Raw genomic sequence first — 17,940 nt, 5'->3', positions numbered from 1 at the left:
CGGCACACGAACGCACTTACGTCCGACTCCACCCCATGCAAGTTCAATCGATGCAATTCAAGGCGCGCGCCGGCCAGAAGCTGGCCGATCAGCGTCTGCAGCAGAACCTCAAGAAGCTCTCGACCAAGTTCGTTTCCGCGCGTGCGGAAGCGATCACGGCGATCGACTTTCCGGCCACGCGCGCGGCGCTCAAGGCGCGCCGCAATCGTGCGCTGGAGAATCTCGATGTCTGGATCGAGCAGTTCGAAGCCGAGGCGAGCCGGCGCGGCGTGACGGTCCTGTTTGCCGAGACGTCGCGTGATGCGGCGAAGCTCGTCGCTGAAATCGCGCGCAAGCACGAGGTGAGCAAGGTCATCAAGACGAAGTCGATGGTCTCCGAGGAAATGCAACTCAACACGGTGCTCGCGGAGATGGGGGTGCAATCCATCGAAACGGACCTCGGCGAATACATTCTGCAGATCAACAACAACGAGCCGCCGAGCCACATCATTGCGCCCGTCGTCCACAAGGACAAGGACGAGATCGCCGACCTGTTCGCGAAGACCCATCACAGGCCGCGCCTCACGGAAATTCCCGACATGACGCGCGAGGCGCGCGAGATGTTGCGGCCGCACTTCCTTTCGGCGGACATGGGCGTGACGGGCGGCAACTTCCTCATCGCGGAGACGGGCTCGGTCGTGCTCGTGACGAACGAGGGCAACGAAGGCATGTGCACCGTCATGCCGCGCGTGCATGTGGCGGTCACCGGCATCGAAAAAGTCTTGCCGACGCTCGAAGACCTTGCCACCGCAATGCGCCTGCTGCCGCGCTCGGCCACGGGACAGGCCACCTCGAACTATTTTTCCGTTCTCACGGGCCCGCGCGGGGCGGATGACCAGGACGGTCCCGAGCATATGTATGTCGTGCTCGTCGATGGCGGGCGCACCGGCCTCATCGGCGGCGAGTTTCAGGAGATGCTGCGCTGCATCCGCTGTGGCGCCTGCATGAACCATTGCCCGGTTTATCAGAAGGTGGGTGGGCACGCGTACGGCTGGGTCTATCCGGGGCCGATGGGGTCGGTGCTCACGCCAAGCTACGTGGGCATCGACAAGGCACTCGATCTGCCGCAGGCCGCCACGCTTTGCGGCGAGTGCAACAGCGTCTGTCCGGTGGGCATCCCGCTCTCGGACCTGCTGCGCAAACTGCGCGAGAAACAGACCGAACGGAGCCTGCGCCCGTGGCGCGAACGTGCGGCGCTGGCGGTATGGGGCTGGTTCGCGCTGAATCCCGGCGCTTATGCGCTGCTCACGAAGCTCGGTGTGCGCGTGCTGGAGCGTATGGGCGGCCAGGCGCAGCTCATTCGCAAGTTGCCGTTCGCGCGCGGCTGGACCGACGGACGCGACATGCCGGCTCCGGTCGGGCGCACGTTCCGCGAACTCTACGCCGCGCGGCACACGCATCTGGATGCGACCGGGCGTACACGGAAGACGTGACGAAGCACTCCCAGCCGGTCCACCCGCACCTGGCGGCGCACTGTTTAGCCTGAGACAACAGTATGTTCGTTTTTGCCGGGTTTTTCCTGATTGCGATCATCTATATCATTTCGACTGGCGATAGTGCGTCTGAGCCTGTCGCTCCACAGTCGAGAGAGAGTCGCATCATGAGAAAGAAAATAATGGTGTATTGGCCGTTGGCGCTGATCGTGCCGCTTGCGGCGATCGCATGGGTCCATGCATGGAATACCGCCGAGCAGCAGTTTCCGCTGGCAGCCGATCAGGTGAGCGCCGAGTTGGCGCGCGCAGTTTCATATGGGCTGGTTGGCAGCGCGGGCGAGGTGACTACGCCCGTCAAGGCGCCAGTCAAGGCAATCCGCGACGTCGTGCCCTTGCCGCGGACCAACGCGATCTAAGCCGCCGCGGCATGGGCGATGGCGCACGCTACGCCCAGCGCACATCGTCGACACTTTGTATAATTGAAAATTCGCCCGCGCCGTAGAGGCTTGTTGCAAACCGTTGGCCGCCTCACATCCGACTCGATGAAAAAGGTTTCCGTCTGCTTCGTTTGCCTCGGCAACATCTGCCGCTCGCCCACGGCTGAAGCCGTGATGCGGCGCCTTGTCGACGAGGCGGGTTTGAGCGCGCACGTGTCGGTCGATTCGGCGGGCACGGGCGATTGGCATATCGGCCAGGCGCCCGACGAACGCGCCCAGCAAGCCGGGGCCAGGCGCGGCTACGATCTGGCGCCGCTGCGCGCCCGCCAGATCGCGGCGGAAGACTTTCGCACATTCGACTTGATCGTCGCGATGGACGACGCCAATGTGACGGCACTCGAGCAAGTGGCGCCGTCTGCCGGGCGCGACAAGATCCGGCTGCTGATGGAATTCGCGCCGCAGTTGCAGGCGCGCGTGGTCGCCGACCCGTATTTTGGGGGCGCCGCCGGGTTCGAGACGGTACTCGACCAGTGCGAAACGGCGTGTTCGGGCCTGCTGGCGGCCTTGCGCCCTCAACTGGCGGACTGAGATGAGCGTGCGGCGTACTCCCGTGCAGGTTTGCGCCGTTTTCCCTTTTCGTCATGCGCCTAATAACCCGGATGGTGGCGCGGATACTTGACTAAACTAGTCATGTATTTATACTTGACGAAAATTGTCGAGAATTGCGGTTCCCCTACATCATGAGACTCACCACCAAAGGCCGTTTCGCCGTCACGGCGATGATCGACCTGGCCCTGCGCCAGGAGCAGGGCCCGGTGACGCTTGCGGGTATCAGTCAGCGCCAGCATATCTCGCTGTCGTACCTGGAACAGTTGTTCGGCAAGCTGCGCCGCCATGAAATCGTCGAATCGGTCCGTGGGCCGGGCGGCGGCTATAACCTCGCGCGCCGCGCGGAGGACGTCACGGTCGCGGACATCATCATCGCCGTGGACGAGCCGCTCGACGCGACCCAATGTGGCGGCAAGGGCGCCTGCGAGGGCACCAAGCAGCACGACGGCCACTGCATGACGCACGAGCTCTGGTCGACGCTGAACCAGAAGATGGTCGAGTACCTCGATTCGGTTTCGCTGAAGGATCTGGTGGACAAGCAGCGCGCCCGCGAAGGCGCCGCGCCCACGGTCCTGCGCGACCGCCGCACCGAGGCGCCGGCGATGGAGCCGGTGCGCACGGTGCCGCTCGGGCCGAATTCCATATTCAACATGGCCGGTTCCTGATCCCGTATTGCGGATCCCGACCACGGCCAGCGCAATACACAGAGCAGCAGACAGAATCCCCCGGAGCGATAGATGAATAACGACATTCCCCACCTGCCCATTTATATGGACTACAGCGCGACGACGCCTGTCGACCCGCGCGTGGTGGACAAGATGATTCCGTATCTGCGCGAGCAGTTCGGCAATCCGGCGTCGCGCAGCCACGCCTATGGTTGGGACGCGGAGCGTGCCGTCGAGGAAGCGCGCGAGAACGTCGCGGCGCTCGTCAATGCCGACCCGCGCGAAATCATCTGGACCTCCGGCGCGACCGAGTCGGACAACCTCGCGATCAAGGGCGCCGCGCACTTCTACAAGAACAAGGGCAAGCACATCATCACGGTGAAGACCGAGCACAAGGCCGTGCTCGATACCTGCCGCGAGCTCGAGCGCGAAGGCTACGAGGTCACGTACCTGAACGTCAAGGAAGATGGCCTGATCGATCTGGACGACTTCAAGGCCGCGATCCGCCCCGACACGATCCTCGTTTCCGTGATGCACGTGAACAACGAGATCGGCGTGATCCAGGACATCGAGACGATCGGCGAAATCTGCCGCGAGAAGGGCATCATCTTCCACGTCGATGCCGCACAATCCACCGGCAAGGCGCCCATCGACCTGCAAAAGCTGAAGGTCGACCTGATGTCATTCTCGGCGCACAAGACCTACGGCCCGAAGGGCATCGGCGCGCTGTACGTGCGCCGCAAGCCGCGCGTGCGCATCGAAGCGCAGATGCATGGCGGCGGCCATGAGCGCGGCATGCGCTCGGGCACCCTGGCCACGCACCAGATCGTCGGCATGGGCGAGGCGTTCCGCATCGCACGTGAAGAAATGGCCACGGAAAACGAGCGCGTTCGCATGCTGCGCGATCGTCTGCTCAAGGGCCTTTCGGAAATCGAAGAGACCTACGTGAACGGCGACATGGAAAAGCGTGTCCCGCACAACCTGAACATCAGCTTCAACTTCGTCGAAGGCGAGTCGCTGATCATGGCGGTCAAGGACGTGGCGGTGTCGTCGGGTTCGGCGTGCACCTCGGCGTCGCTTGAGCCGTCGTATGTGCTGCGCGCGCTAGGCCGCAACGACGAACTCGCACACAGCTCGATTCGCTTCACGGTGGGCCGCTTCACGACCGAGCAGGACGTCGACTACGTGATCAACCTGCTGCAGACGAAGATCGCCAAGCTGCGCGAGCTCTCGCCGCTGTGGGAAATGCACCAGGACGGCATCGATTTGTCGACCATCCAGTGGGCGGCGCACTAAGGCGCATTCAGGCGCATCGAACATCGACCCGGCCGCAGCGCAATCGGCAGACCACTGCATGCAGCGCGGCAAACACGAATTGAAGGAGTGTGATCATGGCATATAGCGACAAGGTTCTGGACCACTACGAAAACCCGCGCAACGTCGGCTCGTTCGCGAAGGACGACGACGCAGTCGGCACCGGCATGGTCGGCGCGCCCGCATGCGGCGACGTCATGAAGCTGCAGATCCGCGTGGGCGCGGACGGCGTGATCGAAGACGCGAAGTTCAAGACCTACGGCTGTGGCTCGGCCATCGCTTCGAGCTCGCTCGTGACCGAGTGGGTGAAGGGCAAGACGCTCGATCAGGCGCTCGACATCAAGAATACGCAGATCGCCGAAGAACTGGCGCTGCCGCCGGTGAAGATCCACTGCTCGATTCTCGCGGAAGACGCAATCAAGGCAGCGGTGGCCGACTACCGTCAGCGTCATACGACGGAAGCCAAGGTGGACGCGGCTTAAGGCTCACGACAGCGTGCGCCGGGTTCGGCGCGCGAGCGGGCGGGGCAGTGGCAAGCCGGTGAGCTAGCCGCTGCGGAATAAACGAATTTGGACGCAGGCGAGCCTGCGCCGCGTCGGGGCGAAGCAGGCGCAAGCCTGAAGCGAGCGACGCGGGAAGCGGTGAAACGTTATGGCAATCACGTTGACAGAAAAAGCGGCACAGCACGTGCAGAAGTACCTGACCCGTCGCGGCAAGGGCGTGGGCCTGCGTCTTGGCGTGCGCACGACGGGCTGCTCGGGCCTTGCGTACAAGCTCGAATATGTCGACGAGCTCGCGCCCGAGGACAACGTGTTCGAAAGCCATGGCGTGAAGGTCATCGTGGACCCGAAGAGCCTTGCCTATATCGACGGCACGGAGCTGGACTTCGTGCGCGAAGGTCTGAACGAGGGCTTCAAGTTCAAAAACCCGAACGTGAAGGACGAGTGCGGCTGCGGCGAGTCCTTCCGCATTTGAGCGCGCGTATTGCGGTGAAAAGGCGGCCTGTGCCGCCTTTTTGATTTTTTGATGCGGCGAGCGATATCGCCGGATCTTCACGACAGCACCCCAAAACGTTCATTTCGATGGCCTCGCTTTCTTCGCTCTCCGATAGCCATTTCGTATTGTTCGGCCTGCCCGAGCAGTTCGCGCTCGACGCCGACGCGCTCGCTCACGCTTACCGCGCCGTGCAGGCGCAGGTGCACCCCGACCGCTTCGCCGCGGCCGGCGAGGCGCAAAAGCGCGTGGCGATGCAGTGGGCCACGCGCGCGAACGAGGCGTACCAGACGCTGCGCGATCCGCTCAAGCGCGCGACTTATCTGCTGCATTTGCGCGGCATCGAAGTTGGCGCTGAGAACAATACGGCCATGGAGCCGGCGTTCCTGATGCAGCAGATGGAATGGCGCGAGGCGATCGAGGATGCGGTGGGCGCGAAGAATGTCGACGCGCTCGATGCGCTCGCGGCCGAACTGCGCGACGACGAGCGCGTGCGTCTCGCGAAGCTGGGCGCGTTGCTTGACAGCGGCTCGAATCAGCCGGCGGCGGAAGCGGTGCGCCAGTTGATGTTCGTCGAGCGCGTGGCGGCCGAAGTCGATTCGCAGATCGAACGGCTGGAGAGTTAGGCGGGGCCGCCCAGGCGGGGCCGCCCAGGCGCCCCATGGGCGCGTGGAAAAAGCGTAGGAAACGGATACAGCACAGGGCTGTCGATTCATCGTCGAAAAGATCGACCAGACGATGCCAGGCGGCCCGCAACAGATCACACAGATGGCATTACTGCAAATTTCCGAACCCGGCATGGCGCCGGCGCCGCATCAGCGGCGGCTCGCCGTCGGCATCGACCTCGGCACGACGAACTCGCTGGTCGCCGCGGTGCGCAGCGGCGTGCCCGACGTGCTGCCCGACGAAGACGGCCACGTGCTGCTGCCGTCGGTCGTGCGCTATCTCACGAACGGCGGCCGCCGCATCGGCCGCTCGGCCAAGGCCGAGGCAGCGAGCGACCCGCGCAACACGATCGTCTCGGTCAAGCGCTTCATGGGTCGCGGCAAGGCCGACGTGGAAGGTGCGGCGAACGCGCCGTACGAATTCGTCGACGCACCGGGCATGGTGCAGATCCAGACCGTCGACGGCGTGAAAAGTCCCGTCGAGGTCTCGGCGGAAATTCTCGCTACATTGCGCCAGCGCGCCGAAGACACGCTTGGCGACGAACTCGTCGGCGCGGTCATCACGGTGCCGGCATACTTCGATGAAGCGCAGCGCCAGGCCACCAAGGACGCTGCGCGCCTCGCTGGCCTGAACGTGTTGCGCCTGCTGAACGAGCCGACCGCTGCTGCGATCGCCTATGGCCTCGACAACGGCGCCGAAGGGCTCTACGCGGTCTACGACCTGGGCGGCGGCACCTTCGACCTGTCGATCCTCAAGCTCACGAAGGGCGTATTCGAAGTGCTCGCCGCGGGCGGCGATTCCGCGCTCGGCGGCGACGACTTCGATCAGGCGCTCTTCGCCTGGATGCTGGAGCAGTCCGGCATCGAGCGCGCGGCGCTCAAGCCCGAAGACGTGCGCTTGCTGCTCGACCGCGCGCGCGACGCGAAAGAAGCGCTCTCGTCGGCGCCCGAGGCGCGCATTGAAGTCACGCTCTCTAACGGCAAGCCGATCACGCTGACGATCGACGAGCCGCAGTTCGAGGCGCTCACGCAGGCGCTCGTGCAACGCACCCTCACGCCCACGAGGAAGGCGCTGCGCGACGCCAAGGTGGCCGCGACCGAAGTGAAGGGCGTGGTGCTGGTGGGCGGCGCGACGCGCATGCCGGTGATTCGCCGCGCCGTCGAGCAGTACTTCGGCCAGGCGCCGCTCACGAATCTGGATCCCGATCAGGTGGTCGCACTCGGCGCGGCGATCCAGGCCGACCTGCTCGCCGGCAACCGCGGCGGCGAGGACGACTGGCTGCTGCTCGACGTGATCCCGCTGTCGCTCGGCGTGGAGACGATGGGCGGCCTCGTCGAGAAGATCATTCCGCGCAACTCGACCATCCCGGTCGCGCGCGCGCAGGACTTCACGACCTTCAAGGACGGCCAGACCGCGATGGCGATCCACGTGGTGCAGGGCGAGCGCGAGCTCACCTCCGACTGCCGCTCGCTTGCACGCTTCGAGCTGCGCGGCATTCCGCCGATGGCGGCGGGCGCGGCGCGCATCCGCGTGACCTACCAGGTGGACGCCGACGGTCTCTTGTCCGTGTTCGCGCGCGAGCAGCTTTCGGGCGTGGAGGCGTCGGTGATGGTGAAGCCGTCCTACGGCCTGGCCGATGACGACATCGCAAAGATGCTCGAGGACAGCTTCAAGACCGCCGACATCGACATGCGCGCTCGCGCGCTGCGCGAGGCGCAGGTCGAGGCGCAACGCGTGATCGAGGCGACGAACTCCGCCCTGGCCGCCGACGGCGAGCTGCTTGACGAAGCCGAGCGCGCGCAGCTCGATGCGCTGATCGCAGCGCTCGCGCAAATCGTGCAGGGCGAGGACACCGACGCAATCGAAGCGGCGACCAAGTCGCTCGCCGAAGGCACGGACGAGTTTGCCGCACGGCGCATGGACAAGGGCATCAAGCGCGCGCTCGCGGGCAAGAAGCTCGACGAAATTGGTTAAAGGTTGATTGGGCGCGCGCCGGCCGACGCACCGGGAAGCAAGATGTAAAGCGCGCGCCGCGTGCGTGCTTTCCCGATGCAGCCAGGCGCGCGAGCTCAGTAGAATGGGCGATGACACCGCCGGCAGGCGGGTCGCGCCCGATACAGAAGTTATTGGATACGGAAATCACAATGCCTCAAATCGTGGTGCTGCCCCATGTCGAACTGTGTCCGGAGGGCGCGGTCATCGACGCCAAGCCGGGTGAGAGTGTGTGCGATGCGCTGCTCGAGCACGGCATCGAGATCGAACATGCTTGCGAGAAGTCGTGCGCCTGCACGACCTGTCACGTGATCGTGCGCGAAGGTTTCGATGCGCTCGAGCCGTCGGAGGAAACCGAAGACGACCTGCTCGACAAGGCGTGGGGTCTGGAGCCCACTTCGCGGCTGTCGTGCCAGGCCCTCGTGCCCGCCGAAGATGACCTCGTGATCGAGATTCCGCGTTACTCGATCAACCACGCGAAGGAAAGCCACTAATCTATCGGAGAGAGGAGCGCGCTGCCATGAAATGGACCGATACGCAGGACATCGCAATGGCGTTGACGGATACGCATCCCGAGATCGACCCGCAGTACGTGCGCTTCACCGATCTGCATCGCTGGATCACCGAGCTCGAAGGTTTCGACGACGCTCCCGAGCGCTCCAATGAGAAGATCCTGGAGGCCATTCAGGCGGCCTGGATCGAAGAAGCGGGTTACTGATCCGATTCGTGCGGCAAAAAGGCGATTCACCGTGAAGGTGAATCGCCTTTTTCGTTTCAGGAGCGGGGCGCGAAGTTACGCGTTCATCATCCTGCCGCGAGCGTGCCGTGTTCGACGCGCACGCGCTGGCCTTGCTGGAACGGCGGCGCTTCGTGATACGTGAAGTAGCGCGTCTTGCCGTTGTCCATGCGCACGCGCACCGAGTAGCTCGTGGTGCTGCGCAGATGTTTTTCCACCGAATTGCCGGCGAGGCCGCCGCCGAGCGCGCCCAGCAGCGTCATGGCGGTGCGGCCGTTGCCGGCGCCGAACTGATTGCCGACCACGCCACCCGCGACTGCGCCGCCCACCGCGCCGATGCCGGTGCCATGACCTTCCTGACGCGACTCGGAGATGCCCTCGACCACGCCGCACGAGGCGCACGCGGCCTGCTGGGGTGGCGCTTCCTGGGCGTATTGCTGCGGCTGCTGGGCGTACTGTGGCGGCGGAGCGGCCGGTGCCGCCGGCTGTTGCCGGGCCACTGGCGCAGGCTGCGGCTCAGCAGCGGCGTTTTGCTCGTTCTGTGCGGCATTCTGCGCCGCGTTCTGCGTGATTTGCGCGCTGGTCGCGGGCCGGGTCGAGTCGAGCACCGGCTGCGATGCCATCATCTCGGTCTGGCCGGTCTGGCTTTGCGCGTTCTGTTCAGTCGTGCTCGATGCCTTGGGGAAGACGCCGGTGATGGCCGCCGTGGCCGCGAGGCTGGCAACAATGACAGCCGCCGCCGCAGTGGCGACGAGCGGGTGGATACGGCGGTTCGGTGTGGTCGGTTTCGGATCAGGATTGTTCATGAGTGGCTCCGTCTTGGGCAGAGTTACCTTTATTTGAACAAGTTTGGGCCAATTCGATCGTTCGGACGTTTCAATTTGTAACCTGACTTGTGCGAGCACAAGTCGAAACAGGGATCGAACGAAGGCAGGGGGCGTGTCGCCCCGCACGATACGGGTTTTCCGCCTATGTATCTGGCGCGCCCGGCAGTGGGGCGGGCACATTTACTGCCGGTTACAAATGCAAACGGGGCGCATACGGCCTGAGCCGCATGCGCCCCGTTCGGCACGTGTGAGGCTTAGTCTTCGCGGCGCAGATGCGGGAAGAGAATCACATCGCGGATGCTGGCGCTATCGGTAAGCAGCATGATCAGGCGGTCGATGCCGATGCCGCAGCCACCCGTCGGGGGCATGCCGTACTCAAGCGCGCGAATGTAGTCGGCGTCGTAGTACATCGCTTCCTCGTCGCCGGCATCCTTTTGCTCGACCTGCTTCTTGAAGCGCGCGGCCTGGTCTTCCGGATCGTTGAGCTCTGAGAAGCCGTTGGCGATTTCACGGCCCGTGATGAAGAGCTCGAAGCGTTCGGTGATGCCTGGCGTCGAATCGGAGGCGCGCGCGAGCGGCGAGACTTCGACCGGGTAGTCGATGATGAAGGTCGGCTCCCACAGTTGCGACTCGGCAGTTTCTTCGAAGAGCGCAAGCTGGAGCGAGCCCACGCCCGCGTTCAGGAACGCAGGCTGGTTCGTGTCCACGCCGAACTTCTTGAGTTCCGTGCGCAGGAAGTCCGTGTCGGCGAGCTGCTCGTTCGTGTACTGCGGCGCGTACTTCTGGATCGCCTGGGTGATCGTCAGGCGATGGAACGGCTTCGAAAGATCGAGCTCGCGGCCCTGGTACGTGAGCACGGCGTTGCCGCGCGCATCCACGGCGGCCTGGCGGATCAGCTGTTCCGTGAAGTCCATGAGCCACGTGTAATCCGTGTACGCGGCGTAGAACTCCATCATCGTGAATTCCGGATTGTGACGCGGCGAAACGCCTTCGTTACGGAAGTTCCGGTTGATCTCGAACACGCGCTCGAAGCCGCCGACGACGAGGCGCTTCAGATAGAGCTCGGGCGCGATGCGCATGAACATCTGCATGTCGAGCGCGTTGTGGTGCGTGACGAACGGCTTGGCCGCCGCACCGCCCGGGATCGGGTGCAGCATGGGCGTTTCGACTTCCATGAAACCGGCGTCGGCCATGAAACGGCGCACCGACGAGATCGCCTTGGTGCGCGCCACGAAGGTTTCGCGCGCTTCGGGCGTGACGATCAGGTCGACATAGCGCTGGCGATAGCGCATTTCCTGGTCAGACAGGCCATGGAACTTGTCCGGCAGCGGGCGCAGCGACTTCGAGAGCAGGCGCAGTTCCGTGCAGCGGACCGAGAGCTCGCCCTTGTTGGTGCGAAACAGCACGCCCTTGGCCGCGACGATGTCGCCGAGATCCCACTTCTTGAACGCGTCGTAGGTGGTTTCGCCCACGTCGGCGGGCGTGATGAAGAACTGGATCTGGCCCGAGCCGTCGCGCACCGTCGCGAAGCTCGCCTTGCCCATCACGCGCTTGAGCATCATGCGGCCGGCGATCGACACTTCGAGGGCCTGCGCTTCGAGCGCGTCCTTGTCGGTGTCGGAGTAGGTGCGCTGCAGGTCGGCGGCGTGGTGGGTGGGGCGGAAGTCGTTCGGATAGGCGACACCCGCTTCGCGCAGCGCGCGCAGCTTTTCGCGGCGCTCGGCGATGATCTGGTTGTCGTCGACTTCGGGCGCGGCGCTGGCCGCGTTCGGCTGGGTCGGTTCGGTCATGGTGGCTCGGGTTCTTGGATTCGCGGTTTGTGTCCGCAGAAGATACGGGCAGATGTTTCGGTTTGCGGCCCGGGCGGAGTGCCTCACGGGCCGCGGCGCGGCAGAAGAGGGCGGCGCCCGGGCTTACACGCCCTGTTTCAGGCTTGCGCTGATGAAAGCGTCGAGATCGCCGTCGAGCACGGCCTTGGTGTTGCTGATTTCGACGTTCGTGCGCAGATCCTTGATGCGGCTGTTGTCGAGCACGTAGGAGCGGATCTGGTGGCCCCAGCCCACATCCGACTTGCCCGCTTCGAGCTTGTCCTGCTCCGACTGACGCTTGCGCATTTCGGCTTCGTACAGGCGCGACTTCAGCATGGCCATGGCTTCGGCGCGGTTGCGGTGCTGCGAGCGGTCGTTCTGGCACTGCACGACGATGCCCGACGGGATGTGCGTGATACGCACGGCGGAGTCGGTCTTGTTGATGTGCTGACCGCCCGCGCCCGAAGCGCGGTACGTGTCGATGCGCAGGTCGGCCGGATTGACTTCGATCTCGAACGAATCGTCGATTTCCGGATACACGAACACCGACGAGAACGACGTGTGGCGTCCGCCCGACGAATCGAACGGCGACTTGCGCACGAGGCGGTGAATGCCGGTTTCGGTGCGCAGGAAGCCGTAGGCGTATTCGCCTTCGACCTTGATCGTTGCGCTCTTGATGCCGGCCACGTCGCCTTCGGACTCTTCGAGCACTTCGGTCTTGAAGCCCTTTCGCTCGCAGTAACGCACGTACTGGCGCAACAGCATCGAAGCCCAGTCGCAGGCCTCGGTGCCGCCCGCGCCCGCCTGGATGTCGATGAACGCGTTGTTCGGGTCGGCCGGGTTCGCGAACATGCGGCGGAACTCGACGTCGGCGACGCGCGCTTCGATCGCCTGAGCATCGGTTTCGATGGCGACGAGCGTGTCTTCATCGCCTTCCTCGCGGGCCATCTCGAAGAGGTCCTGAGTGTCGCGCGTGTCGTTCTCGATGCCGTCGAGCACGTGCACCACGCCTTCGAGCAGCTTCTTTTCCTTGCCGAGACCCTGTGCGTGTTTGGAGTCGTTCCAGACGTCAGGGTCTTCGAGTTCGCTGTTGACTTCGACGAGCCGTCGGGCTTTTACGTCGTAGTCAAAGATACCCCCGTAGCTCGCCTGCGCGCGTGCGCAGGTCCGCCAAAAGGGCTTCGATCGCGTTGAGACGTTCCGCTTCCATTTGTGTCGTGATCCGGCGTGTAAAACATCAAATTATAGCCGATTGGACATGCATCAAGGGCGCGGCGGACGGTGCGCAGCGCCGGGTTCGCGCCCCATGCGCCCCTCAGAGCGCCGCGTGCTCCACCACGAGCTGCACGCGCGAGACGCCGTTCCACGTGTCGCGCACGAGCCGGTAGGCGACGGTCGTATGCTGCGGCAGCGTCTCGGTATGGTTGAACCAGATCGCGTTGAAGCGCTGGCGCCCGCGCAGCAGTTGGAGTTTGAGATGCTTGTCCTTCACGAGCGCCTGCGAGGCCACCTCGAATTCACCCGAGAAAACGGGTGCGGGAAATCCTTGGCCCCAGACGGCCGCGTCGAGCATTTCGACGAAATCGGGCGTGAACCACGCGTCCTCGAGCTCGCCATCGGTCTCCACCGTGCGCGCGAGCGCCTCGGCGGAGAGCCATTCGCGGCCCACGCGCTCGAACGCGGCGGCAAAGCGCGGCACGTCGGCGGCGGCGATCGTCATGCCCGCGGCCATCGCGTGGCCGCCGAACTTGTGGATCAGGCCGGGCTCGCGCTTGCTGATGAGGTCGATTGCGTCGCGCAGATGGAAGCCGGGGATCGATCGGCCCGAGCCCTTCACGAGCTCGCCATTGTCGTCGGCGGGCGCGAACGTGAAGGAGGGGCGGTGGAACTTCTCCTTGAGCCGCCCGGCGACGATGCCGATCACGCCCTGATGCCAGCCCTCGTTGAAGAGCGTGAGCGTGGCGTTGTCCTGCGGATCGACGCTGGCGAGATCGGCGAGCGCCTGCTGCTGCATGCCCGCTTCGATTTCGCGGCGCTCGCGGTTCATCGTATCGAGTTGCTGGGCGAGTTCCCAGGCGCGGCCCACGTCGTCGGTGGTCAGGCATTCGATGCCGAGCGACATGTCGGAGAGGCGGCCAGCCGCGTTCAGGCGCGGCCCGAGCGCGAAGCCCAGGTCGAAGCCCGAAGCGCTTTTCGCGTCGCGGCCCGCGGCGCGAAACAGGGCGGCGATGCCGGGCTGCATGCGGCCGTTGCGGATGCGCTGCAAACCCTGTGCGACGAGCACGCGGTTGTTGCTGTCGAGCTTGACGACGTCGGCGACGGTTCCGAGCGCGACCAGATCGAGCAGGCCATCCAGACGTGGCTCGGGACGCGTTTCATCGAACCAGCCGCGCTGACGCAGTTCGGCGCGCAAGGCGAGCAGCGTATAGAACATGACGCCCACGCCCGCGATGCACTTGCTCTCAAACGTACAGCCCGGCTGGTTCGGGTTGACGATAGCGCGTGCGTCGGGGAGCGTGTCGCCGGGCAGATGGTGGTCGGTCACGAGCACTTCGATGCCGAGCGCGTTGGCGGCCTCCACGCCCTCCACGCTGGCGATGCCGTTATCCACCGTGATCAGGACATCAGGTGGCCCGCCCTTGCGCTGGGCCGCGAGCGCGACGATCTCGGGCGTGAGGCCATAGCCAAACTCGAAACGGTTCGGCACCAGATAGTCGATTTGCGCGCCGAGCATGCGCAGGCCGCGCACGGCCACGGCGCAGGCGGTCGCGCCGTCACAGTCGTAGTCGGCGACCACGAGCATGCGGCACTGCGCTTCGAGCGCGTCGGCGAGCAGAGTCGCGGCGTCGTCGAGCCCCTTCATGCCGGCGGGCGGGAGCAGCCGGTTGAGGCCGGTCTCGATCTCGTCGGGCTGACAAACGCCGCGTGCGGCATAGAGCCGGGCGAGCACTGGGTGCAGGCCGTGACGGACCAGAGCTTCGGTATCGGCGGGGGAGCAGGCGCGGGTGACGATTCGGGTCATGCGTGAGAGGTCATGTAAGAAGCGCGTGTAAGAAACGCGTGTAAGAAACGCTGGATGTTATTCGACGAACAGCGACGCGAACTCGCGGCGTCGCCAGAATTTGCGCAGGTCGCCGCGCGTGGCCGTGAGCGTGACCGAACCGGTGTCGCCGCACAGCGTGAAGCCGAGTTCGGCCAGCTCGCCGGCCTGGAGGGCGGCGAGCGCGGGCGCGAACCAGTCGCGCTCGAGCTTCGCGAACGCGGCGTTCCAGCCGCCCCAGTCCTGCTGGATATAGGCGGCGGAGAACGGGTCGAGTTCGACGAGCGTGACGTTGTCCGGCAACGCGTCGCCAGCCGATGCAGGCGCGGCAGTCAGCGCGCGGAACGTCTCGGGCGCCGCGCCGAGTTCCGCGCCGGCGGCGAGCGCTAGCCCGCGCGTGGCCGCCGCGTCCGAGCGCACGCGGGCGAACGCCCGCTTGACCGGGTGCAGCGCGCCTTGCGCGTGGAACCAGATCGAGTTGACGGCGGGCAGGCCGCGCGCCTCGCGCGCTTCGTTCACGGGGTGTTCGAACCAGGCCATCTGCACCTCGTTCTGCACCTTCATCCATGCACGCGAGCGCTGGCCCGAGTGCGCCTCGTGAGGCAGCCAGATCTCGATGTTGCGCCCGCTCGCGCGCAGCGGCGACGCGCCCGCGAGCGTGCCGAACTGATCGCTCGACAGATACCAGCGCTGGGGCGTGGGCGCTTCGACGCGCACGCCGAGTTCCTCGATGAGCGGTCGGGCCACGGCGTAGAGCGCTGCGGCATCGGCGTCGGCGAGTTCGAGCGAAGCCGGGTCGATCAGCACCAGATGGTCGTGGGCGATGCGCACGTGCACGGGCTGGATGCAGGCCCAGGTGGCGTCGCCGGGCGTGCCGCCGTCGGCGAGCAGCATCCACGGGGCGAGCGGGGCTTCGTCGTCGGCGCTGCTCACACCGTTCTTGTCCGCTGTGTCGGCTGCTTTATCGGCCGCCCGGGGCGCGGCCGCGCCGAACGCGCGCGCGATCCATCGCTCGTGCGGGAGCGTGCGCTGAAAATCCTCGCCGATCACCTGCTCGCCCAGCGTCGCGCGCGCGACCAGTTTCGAGAGTGCCGGGAATTCGAGGCCAGCGAGGGCGGTTGAGGCTGCCGCCGCGGATGGCAGCGCGAACGGCACGAGGAGATGGAGTCGGTCGACGGGCATGATGGTGCGCATTGTACTTCGGCGCCGTTGGCGCCGCGGCGGCGTAAAGTCCGTGAGACGTCTCGAGTGTGGCAAACTTCGCGGTTGACCGCCGGTTTGCTGCGGCGCGTAAACTTGATCCAGCAGCTTGCGGGCCGGCGCGCCCCACGCGCAACGAAGACGCACGAAAGGATTCGCTTGAAACTTCCCTACGAATGGCAAATTGGCTGGCGCTACACGCGCGCCGGCAAGCGCACGACCGGCAACGGCTTTATTTCGTTCATCGCGCTCATTTCGATGTCGGGCATTGCGCTTGGCGTGGCGGCGCTCATCGTCGTGCTCTCGGTGATGAACGGCTTTCAGCGCGACGTGCGCGACCGCATGCTCTCGGTGCTGGCGCACATCGAAATTTTTTCGCCGACCGGCGCTATGCCCGACTGGCAGCTCACCGCCAAAGAGGCAAAGAGCAATCCCGAGGTGATCGGTGCCGCGCCCTATGTGGATGCCCAGGCGCTGCTCACGCGCGGCGAGAGCCTGAGCGGCGTCGCGCTGCGTGGCGTCGAGCCGTCCGAAGAGCCGCAGGTGTCCGACATCGGCAAGGAAATGAAGGCGGGCAGCCTGAACGACCTCACGCCAGGGGGCTTCAACATCGTGCTCGGCGGTGACCTTGCCGCGAGTCTCGGCGTGACGAAGGGCGACAAGGTCACGCTGGTCGCGCCCGAAGGCAGCATTACGCCGGCGGGCATGCTGCCGCGCCTGAAGCAGTTCACGGTGGTCGGCGTGTTCGAGTCGGGGCATTACGAGTACGACAGCTCGCTTGCGCTCATCAATATCCGCGACGCCGAAGTGCTCTATCGCCTCTCCGCGCCGAGCGGCGTCCGTCTGCGCCTGAAGGACATGCAGCGCGCGCCCGCGGTGGCGCGCCAGCTCGTGCATACGCTCTCGGGCGACCTTTATATCCGCGACTGGACGCAGCAGAACAAGACCTGGTTCTCGGCCGTGCAGATCGAAAAGCGCATGATGTTCATCATTCTCACGCTCATCATCGCAGTGGCGGCGTTCAATCTCGTGTCGTCGCTCGTGATGACCGTCACCAACAAGCAGGCCGACATCGCGATCCTGCGCACGCTCGGCGCGCAGCCCGGCTCGATCATGAAGATCTTCTTCGTGCAGGGCGTGACGATCGGCTTCGCGGGCACCGCCATCGGCATCGCGCTCGGCTGCCTGATCGCGTGGAGCATTCCATGGAGCGTGCCGATGATCGAGCATTTGCTCGGCGTGCAGTTCCTGCCGCCTTCGGTTTATTTCATCAGCGAGCTGCCTTCGGAACTCGTCGCGTCCGACGTGATCCGCATTGGCTCGATTGCGTTCGTGCTGTCCGCGCTTGCGACGCTCTATCCAAGCTGGCGCGCGGCCAAGGTTCGTCCGGCGGAGGCGCTGCGTTATGAGTGAACGTCAATCGATTCTCGCCACGGCGGGCGACTATCCGTACGTGCTCGAAGGGCACGGCGTTTCCAAGGTGTTCGGGCAGGGTGCGCTGGCCGTGAACGTGCTGCACGACACCGAGATCTCGGTGAAGCGCGGCGAGAAGCTCGCGATCGTGGGCGCGTCCGGGTCGGGCAAGAGCACGCTGTTGCACGTGCTGGGCGGTCTCGACGAGCCGGGCACCGGCAAAGTCAAGCTGCTCGGCAAGCCGTTCACGGAGCTTTCCGAGCGCGATCGCAACGACCTGCGCAATCGCGCGCTGGGCTTCGTCTATCAATTCCATCATCTGCTGCCCGAGTTTTCGGCGCTCGATAACGTGGCGATGCCGCTGCGCATTCGCCGCATGACGCAGGACGACGCGCGCCGCGAAGCGCTCGAGATGCTCGATCGCGTGGGCCTCGCGCATCGCGCGCGGCATCGCCCCGGCGAGCTCTCGGGCGGCGAGCGCCAGCGCGTGGCGATCGCGCGCGCGCTGGTGACGCGGCCCGCCTGTGTCCTCGCGGACGAGCCGACCGGCAATCTCGACGGCAGCACGGCGGAGACGGTGTTCAACCTGATGCTCGAATTGTCCGATCAATTCCAGACGAGCTTTGTGATCGTCACGCACGACCCCGACCTCGCGGCCCGCTGCGACCGCATCGTGCGACTGCGCGACGGCACCCTGCACGAGGAGCCGGTCGTGCAGGCTTGACGCTCGTGCGTCGCTTGTGCGTAGCAGGAGCGCGTTTGCCAGGT

18 protein-coding genes are annotated in these 17,940 nt (G+C 65.2%); 13 read left to right on the top strand and 5 right to left on the bottom strand.

Going from position 1 to position 17,940, the window contains the following annotated elements; all coding sequences use genetic code 11:
- The first annotated feature begins 35 nt into the window (after positions 1-35).
- From PWP93_RS07170 to iscX, 11 genes are all read left to right on the top strand, one after another.
- Positions 36-1,472: a lactate utilization protein B gene (locus tag PWP93_RS07170; protein WP_421043953.1), complete on the top strand. Its 1,437-nt coding sequence runs from the start codon at positions 36-38 to the stop codon at positions 1,470-1,472.
- 167 nt (positions 1,473-1,639) lie between these two features.
- A complete protein-coding gene (locus tag PWP93_RS07165) occupies positions 1,640-1,888 on the top strand; it encodes a hypothetical protein (protein WP_421023705.1) in 249 nt (82 codons plus the stop codon).
- 126 nt (positions 1,889-2,014) lie between these two features.
- Entirely contained in the window at positions 2,015-2,497 is a 483-nt protein-coding gene (locus PWP93_RS07160; protein WP_421023706.1) for a low molecular weight protein-tyrosine-phosphatase, read from the top strand.
- 152 nt (positions 2,498-2,649) lie between these two features.
- Positions 2,650-3,183 (top strand): Fe-S cluster assembly transcriptional regulator IscR, encoded by a 534-nt coding sequence (gene iscR / locus PWP93_RS07155; protein WP_028216877.1) that lies wholly within the window; start codon positions 2,650-2,652, stop codon positions 3,181-3,183.
- Between the two features lie 72 nt (positions 3,184-3,255).
- Positions 3,256-4,479 carry an IscS subfamily cysteine desulfurase gene (locus PWP93_RS07150; protein WP_421043952.1) on the top strand — a complete coding sequence of 408 codons (1,224 nt, stop codon included), beginning with the start codon at positions 3,256-3,258 and terminating at the stop codon, positions 4,477-4,479.
- A gap of 95 nt (positions 4,480-4,574) precedes the next feature.
- Positions 4,575-4,979 carry a Fe-S cluster assembly scaffold IscU gene (gene iscU / locus PWP93_RS07145; protein ID WP_421043951.1) on the top strand — a complete coding sequence of 135 codons (405 nt, stop codon included), beginning with the start codon at positions 4,575-4,577 and terminating at the stop codon, positions 4,977-4,979.
- Between the two features lie 169 nt (positions 4,980-5,148).
- Positions 5,149-5,472, top strand: coding sequence for an iron-sulfur cluster assembly protein IscA (gene iscA, locus PWP93_RS07140; protein ID WP_421023708.1), 324 nt, complete (start codon positions 5,149-5,151; stop codon positions 5,470-5,472).
- A gap of 107 nt (positions 5,473-5,579) precedes the next feature.
- Positions 5,580-6,116, top strand: a complete 537-nt coding sequence (hscB, locus tag PWP93_RS07135; protein ID WP_213296298.1) for a Fe-S protein assembly co-chaperone HscB — start codon at positions 5,580-5,582, stop codon at positions 6,114-6,116.
- 142 nt (positions 6,117-6,258) lie between these two features.
- A complete protein-coding gene (gene hscA / locus PWP93_RS07130) occupies positions 6,259-8,130 on the top strand; it encodes a Fe-S protein assembly chaperone HscA (protein WP_421043950.1) in 1,872 nt (623 codons plus the stop codon).
- Between the two features lie 170 nt (positions 8,131-8,300).
- On the top strand, positions 8,301-8,642 hold the full coding sequence (gene fdx / locus PWP93_RS07125) for an ISC system 2Fe-2S type ferredoxin (RefSeq protein ID WP_421043949.1): 342 nt from the start codon (positions 8,301-8,303) through the stop codon (positions 8,640-8,642).
- Positions 8,643-8,668: 26 nt separating this feature from the next.
- On the top strand, positions 8,669-8,866 hold the full coding sequence (gene iscX, locus PWP93_RS07120; RefSeq protein ID WP_421023710.1) for a Fe-S cluster assembly protein IscX: 198 nt from the start codon (positions 8,669-8,671) through the stop codon (positions 8,864-8,866).
- Positions 8,867-8,952: 86 nt separating this feature from the next.
- Here the strand turns inward: iscX and PWP93_RS07115 are convergent, their stop codons facing one another.
- From PWP93_RS07115 to PWP93_RS07095, 5 genes are all read right to left on the bottom strand, one after another.
- Positions 8,953-9,690 (bottom strand): glycine zipper 2TM domain-containing protein, encoded by a 738-nt coding sequence (locus PWP93_RS07115; protein ID WP_421043948.1) that lies wholly within the window; start codon positions 9,688-9,690, stop codon positions 8,953-8,955.
- Positions 9,691-9,965: 275 nt separating this feature from the next.
- A complete protein-coding gene (gene lysS / locus PWP93_RS07110; protein WP_421043947.1) occupies positions 9,966-11,501 on the bottom strand; it encodes a lysine--tRNA ligase in 1,536 nt (511 codons plus the stop codon).
- 123 nt (positions 11,502-11,624) lie between these two features.
- Positions 11,625-12,729, bottom strand: a protein-coding gene (gene prfB, locus PWP93_RS07105) for a peptide chain release factor 2 (protein ID WP_421023713.1) whose coding sequence is annotated in 2 segments (ribosomal slippage) — positions 11,625-12,647 and positions 12,649-12,729 — 1,104 coding nt in all. Because the reading frame shifts where the segments join, the coding sequence is not laid out codon by codon here.
- A 105-nt stretch (positions 12,730-12,834) separates the two neighbouring features.
- Positions 12,835-14,541 carry a single-stranded-DNA-specific exonuclease RecJ gene (gene recJ, locus PWP93_RS07100; protein ID WP_421043946.1) on the bottom strand — a complete coding sequence of 569 codons (1,707 nt, stop codon included), beginning with the start codon at positions 14,539-14,541 and terminating at the stop codon, positions 12,835-12,837.
- A 57-nt stretch (positions 14,542-14,598) separates the two neighbouring features.
- Positions 14,599-15,753: a regulator gene (locus tag PWP93_RS07095; protein ID WP_421043945.1), complete on the bottom strand. Its 1,155-nt coding sequence runs from the start codon at positions 15,751-15,753 to the stop codon at positions 14,599-14,601.
- Positions 15,754-15,918: 165 nt separating this feature from the next.
- Between PWP93_RS07095 and PWP93_RS07090 the strand changes: the two genes are divergently transcribed.
- Both PWP93_RS07090 and lolD read left to right on the top strand, forming a co-directional pair.
- Positions 15,919-17,172: a lipoprotein-releasing ABC transporter permease subunit gene (locus tag PWP93_RS07090; RefSeq protein ID WP_421023716.1), complete on the top strand. Its 1,254-nt coding sequence runs from the start codon at positions 15,919-15,921 to the stop codon at positions 17,170-17,172.
- The gene (gene lolD, locus PWP93_RS07085; RefSeq protein ID WP_421043944.1) at positions 17,165-17,896 is read left to right on the top strand and encodes a lipoprotein-releasing ABC transporter ATP-binding protein LolD; all 732 of its coding nucleotides are present in this window, start codon (positions 17,165-17,167) and stop codon (positions 17,894-17,896) included. Before PWP93_RS07090 ends, lolD begins: the two co-directional genes overlap by 8 nt.
- Positions 17,897-17,940: the final 44 nt, after the last annotated feature.

The sequence above is a fragment of the Paraburkholderia sp. A1RI-2L genome (assembly GCF_048957375.1).
In the GTDB taxonomy this organism is placed as follows: domain Bacteria; phylum Pseudomonadota; class Gammaproteobacteria; order Burkholderiales; family Burkholderiaceae; genus Paraburkholderia.
Note: the sequence above shows the minus strand (reverse complement) of the source record. Positions and strands in the feature narration are given on the sequence as shown.

What these genes read in the sequence shown, in the direction of transcription:
- iscX (WP_421023710.1), top strand. Translation starts at nt 8,669, where the DNA reads ATGAAATGGACCGATACGCAGGACATCGCAATGGCGTTGACGGATACG.
- fdx (WP_421043949.1), top strand. Translation starts at nt 8,301, where the DNA reads ATGCCTCAAATCGTGGTGCTGCCCCATGTCGAACTGTGTCCGGAGGGC.
- PWP93_RS07165 (WP_421023705.1), top strand. Translation starts at nt 1,640, where the DNA reads ATGAGAAAGAAAATAATGGTGTATTGGCCGTTGGCGCTGATCGTGCCG.
- PWP93_RS07170 (WP_421043953.1), top strand. Translation starts at nt 36, where the DNA reads ATGCAAGTTCAATCGATGCAATTCAAGGCGCGCGCCGGCCAGAAGCTG.
- hscA (WP_421043950.1), top strand. Translation starts at nt 6,259, where the DNA reads ATGGCATTACTGCAAATTTCCGAACCCGGCATGGCGCCGGCGCCGCAT.
- hscB (WP_213296298.1), top strand. Translation starts at nt 5,580, where the DNA reads ATGGCCTCGCTTTCTTCGCTCTCCGATAGCCATTTCGTATTGTTCGGC.
- iscA (WP_421023708.1), top strand. Translation starts at nt 5,149, where the DNA reads ATGGCAATCACGTTGACAGAAAAAGCGGCACAGCACGTGCAGAAGTAC.
- recJ (WP_421043946.1), bottom strand. Translation starts at nt 14,541, where the DNA reads ATGACCCGAATCGTCACCCGCGCCTGCTCCCCCGCCGATACCGAAGCT.
- PWP93_RS07160 (WP_421023706.1), top strand. Translation starts at nt 2,015, where the DNA reads ATGAAAAAGGTTTCCGTCTGCTTCGTTTGCCTCGGCAACATCTGCCGC.
- iscU (WP_421043951.1), top strand. Translation starts at nt 4,575, where the DNA reads ATGGCATATAGCGACAAGGTTCTGGACCACTACGAAAACCCGCGCAAC.
- PWP93_RS07115 (WP_421043948.1), bottom strand. Translation starts at nt 9,690, where the DNA reads ATGAACAATCCTGATCCGAAACCGACCACACCGAACCGCCGTATCCAC.
- lolD (WP_421043944.1), top strand. Translation starts at nt 17,165, where the DNA reads ATGAGTGAACGTCAATCGATTCTCGCCACGGCGGGCGACTATCCGTAC.
- PWP93_RS07095 (WP_421043945.1), bottom strand. Translation starts at nt 15,753, where the DNA reads ATGCGCACCATCATGCCCGTCGACCGACTCCATCTCCTCGTGCCGTTC.
- iscR (WP_028216877.1), top strand. Translation starts at nt 2,650, where the DNA reads ATGAGACTCACCACCAAAGGCCGTTTCGCCGTCACGGCGATGATCGAC.
- PWP93_RS07150 (WP_421043952.1), top strand. Translation starts at nt 3,256, where the DNA reads ATGAATAACGACATTCCCCACCTGCCCATTTATATGGACTACAGCGCG.
- lysS (WP_421043947.1), bottom strand. Translation starts at nt 11,501, where the DNA reads ATGACCGAACCGACCCAGCCGAACGCGGCCAGCGCCGCGCCCGAAGTC.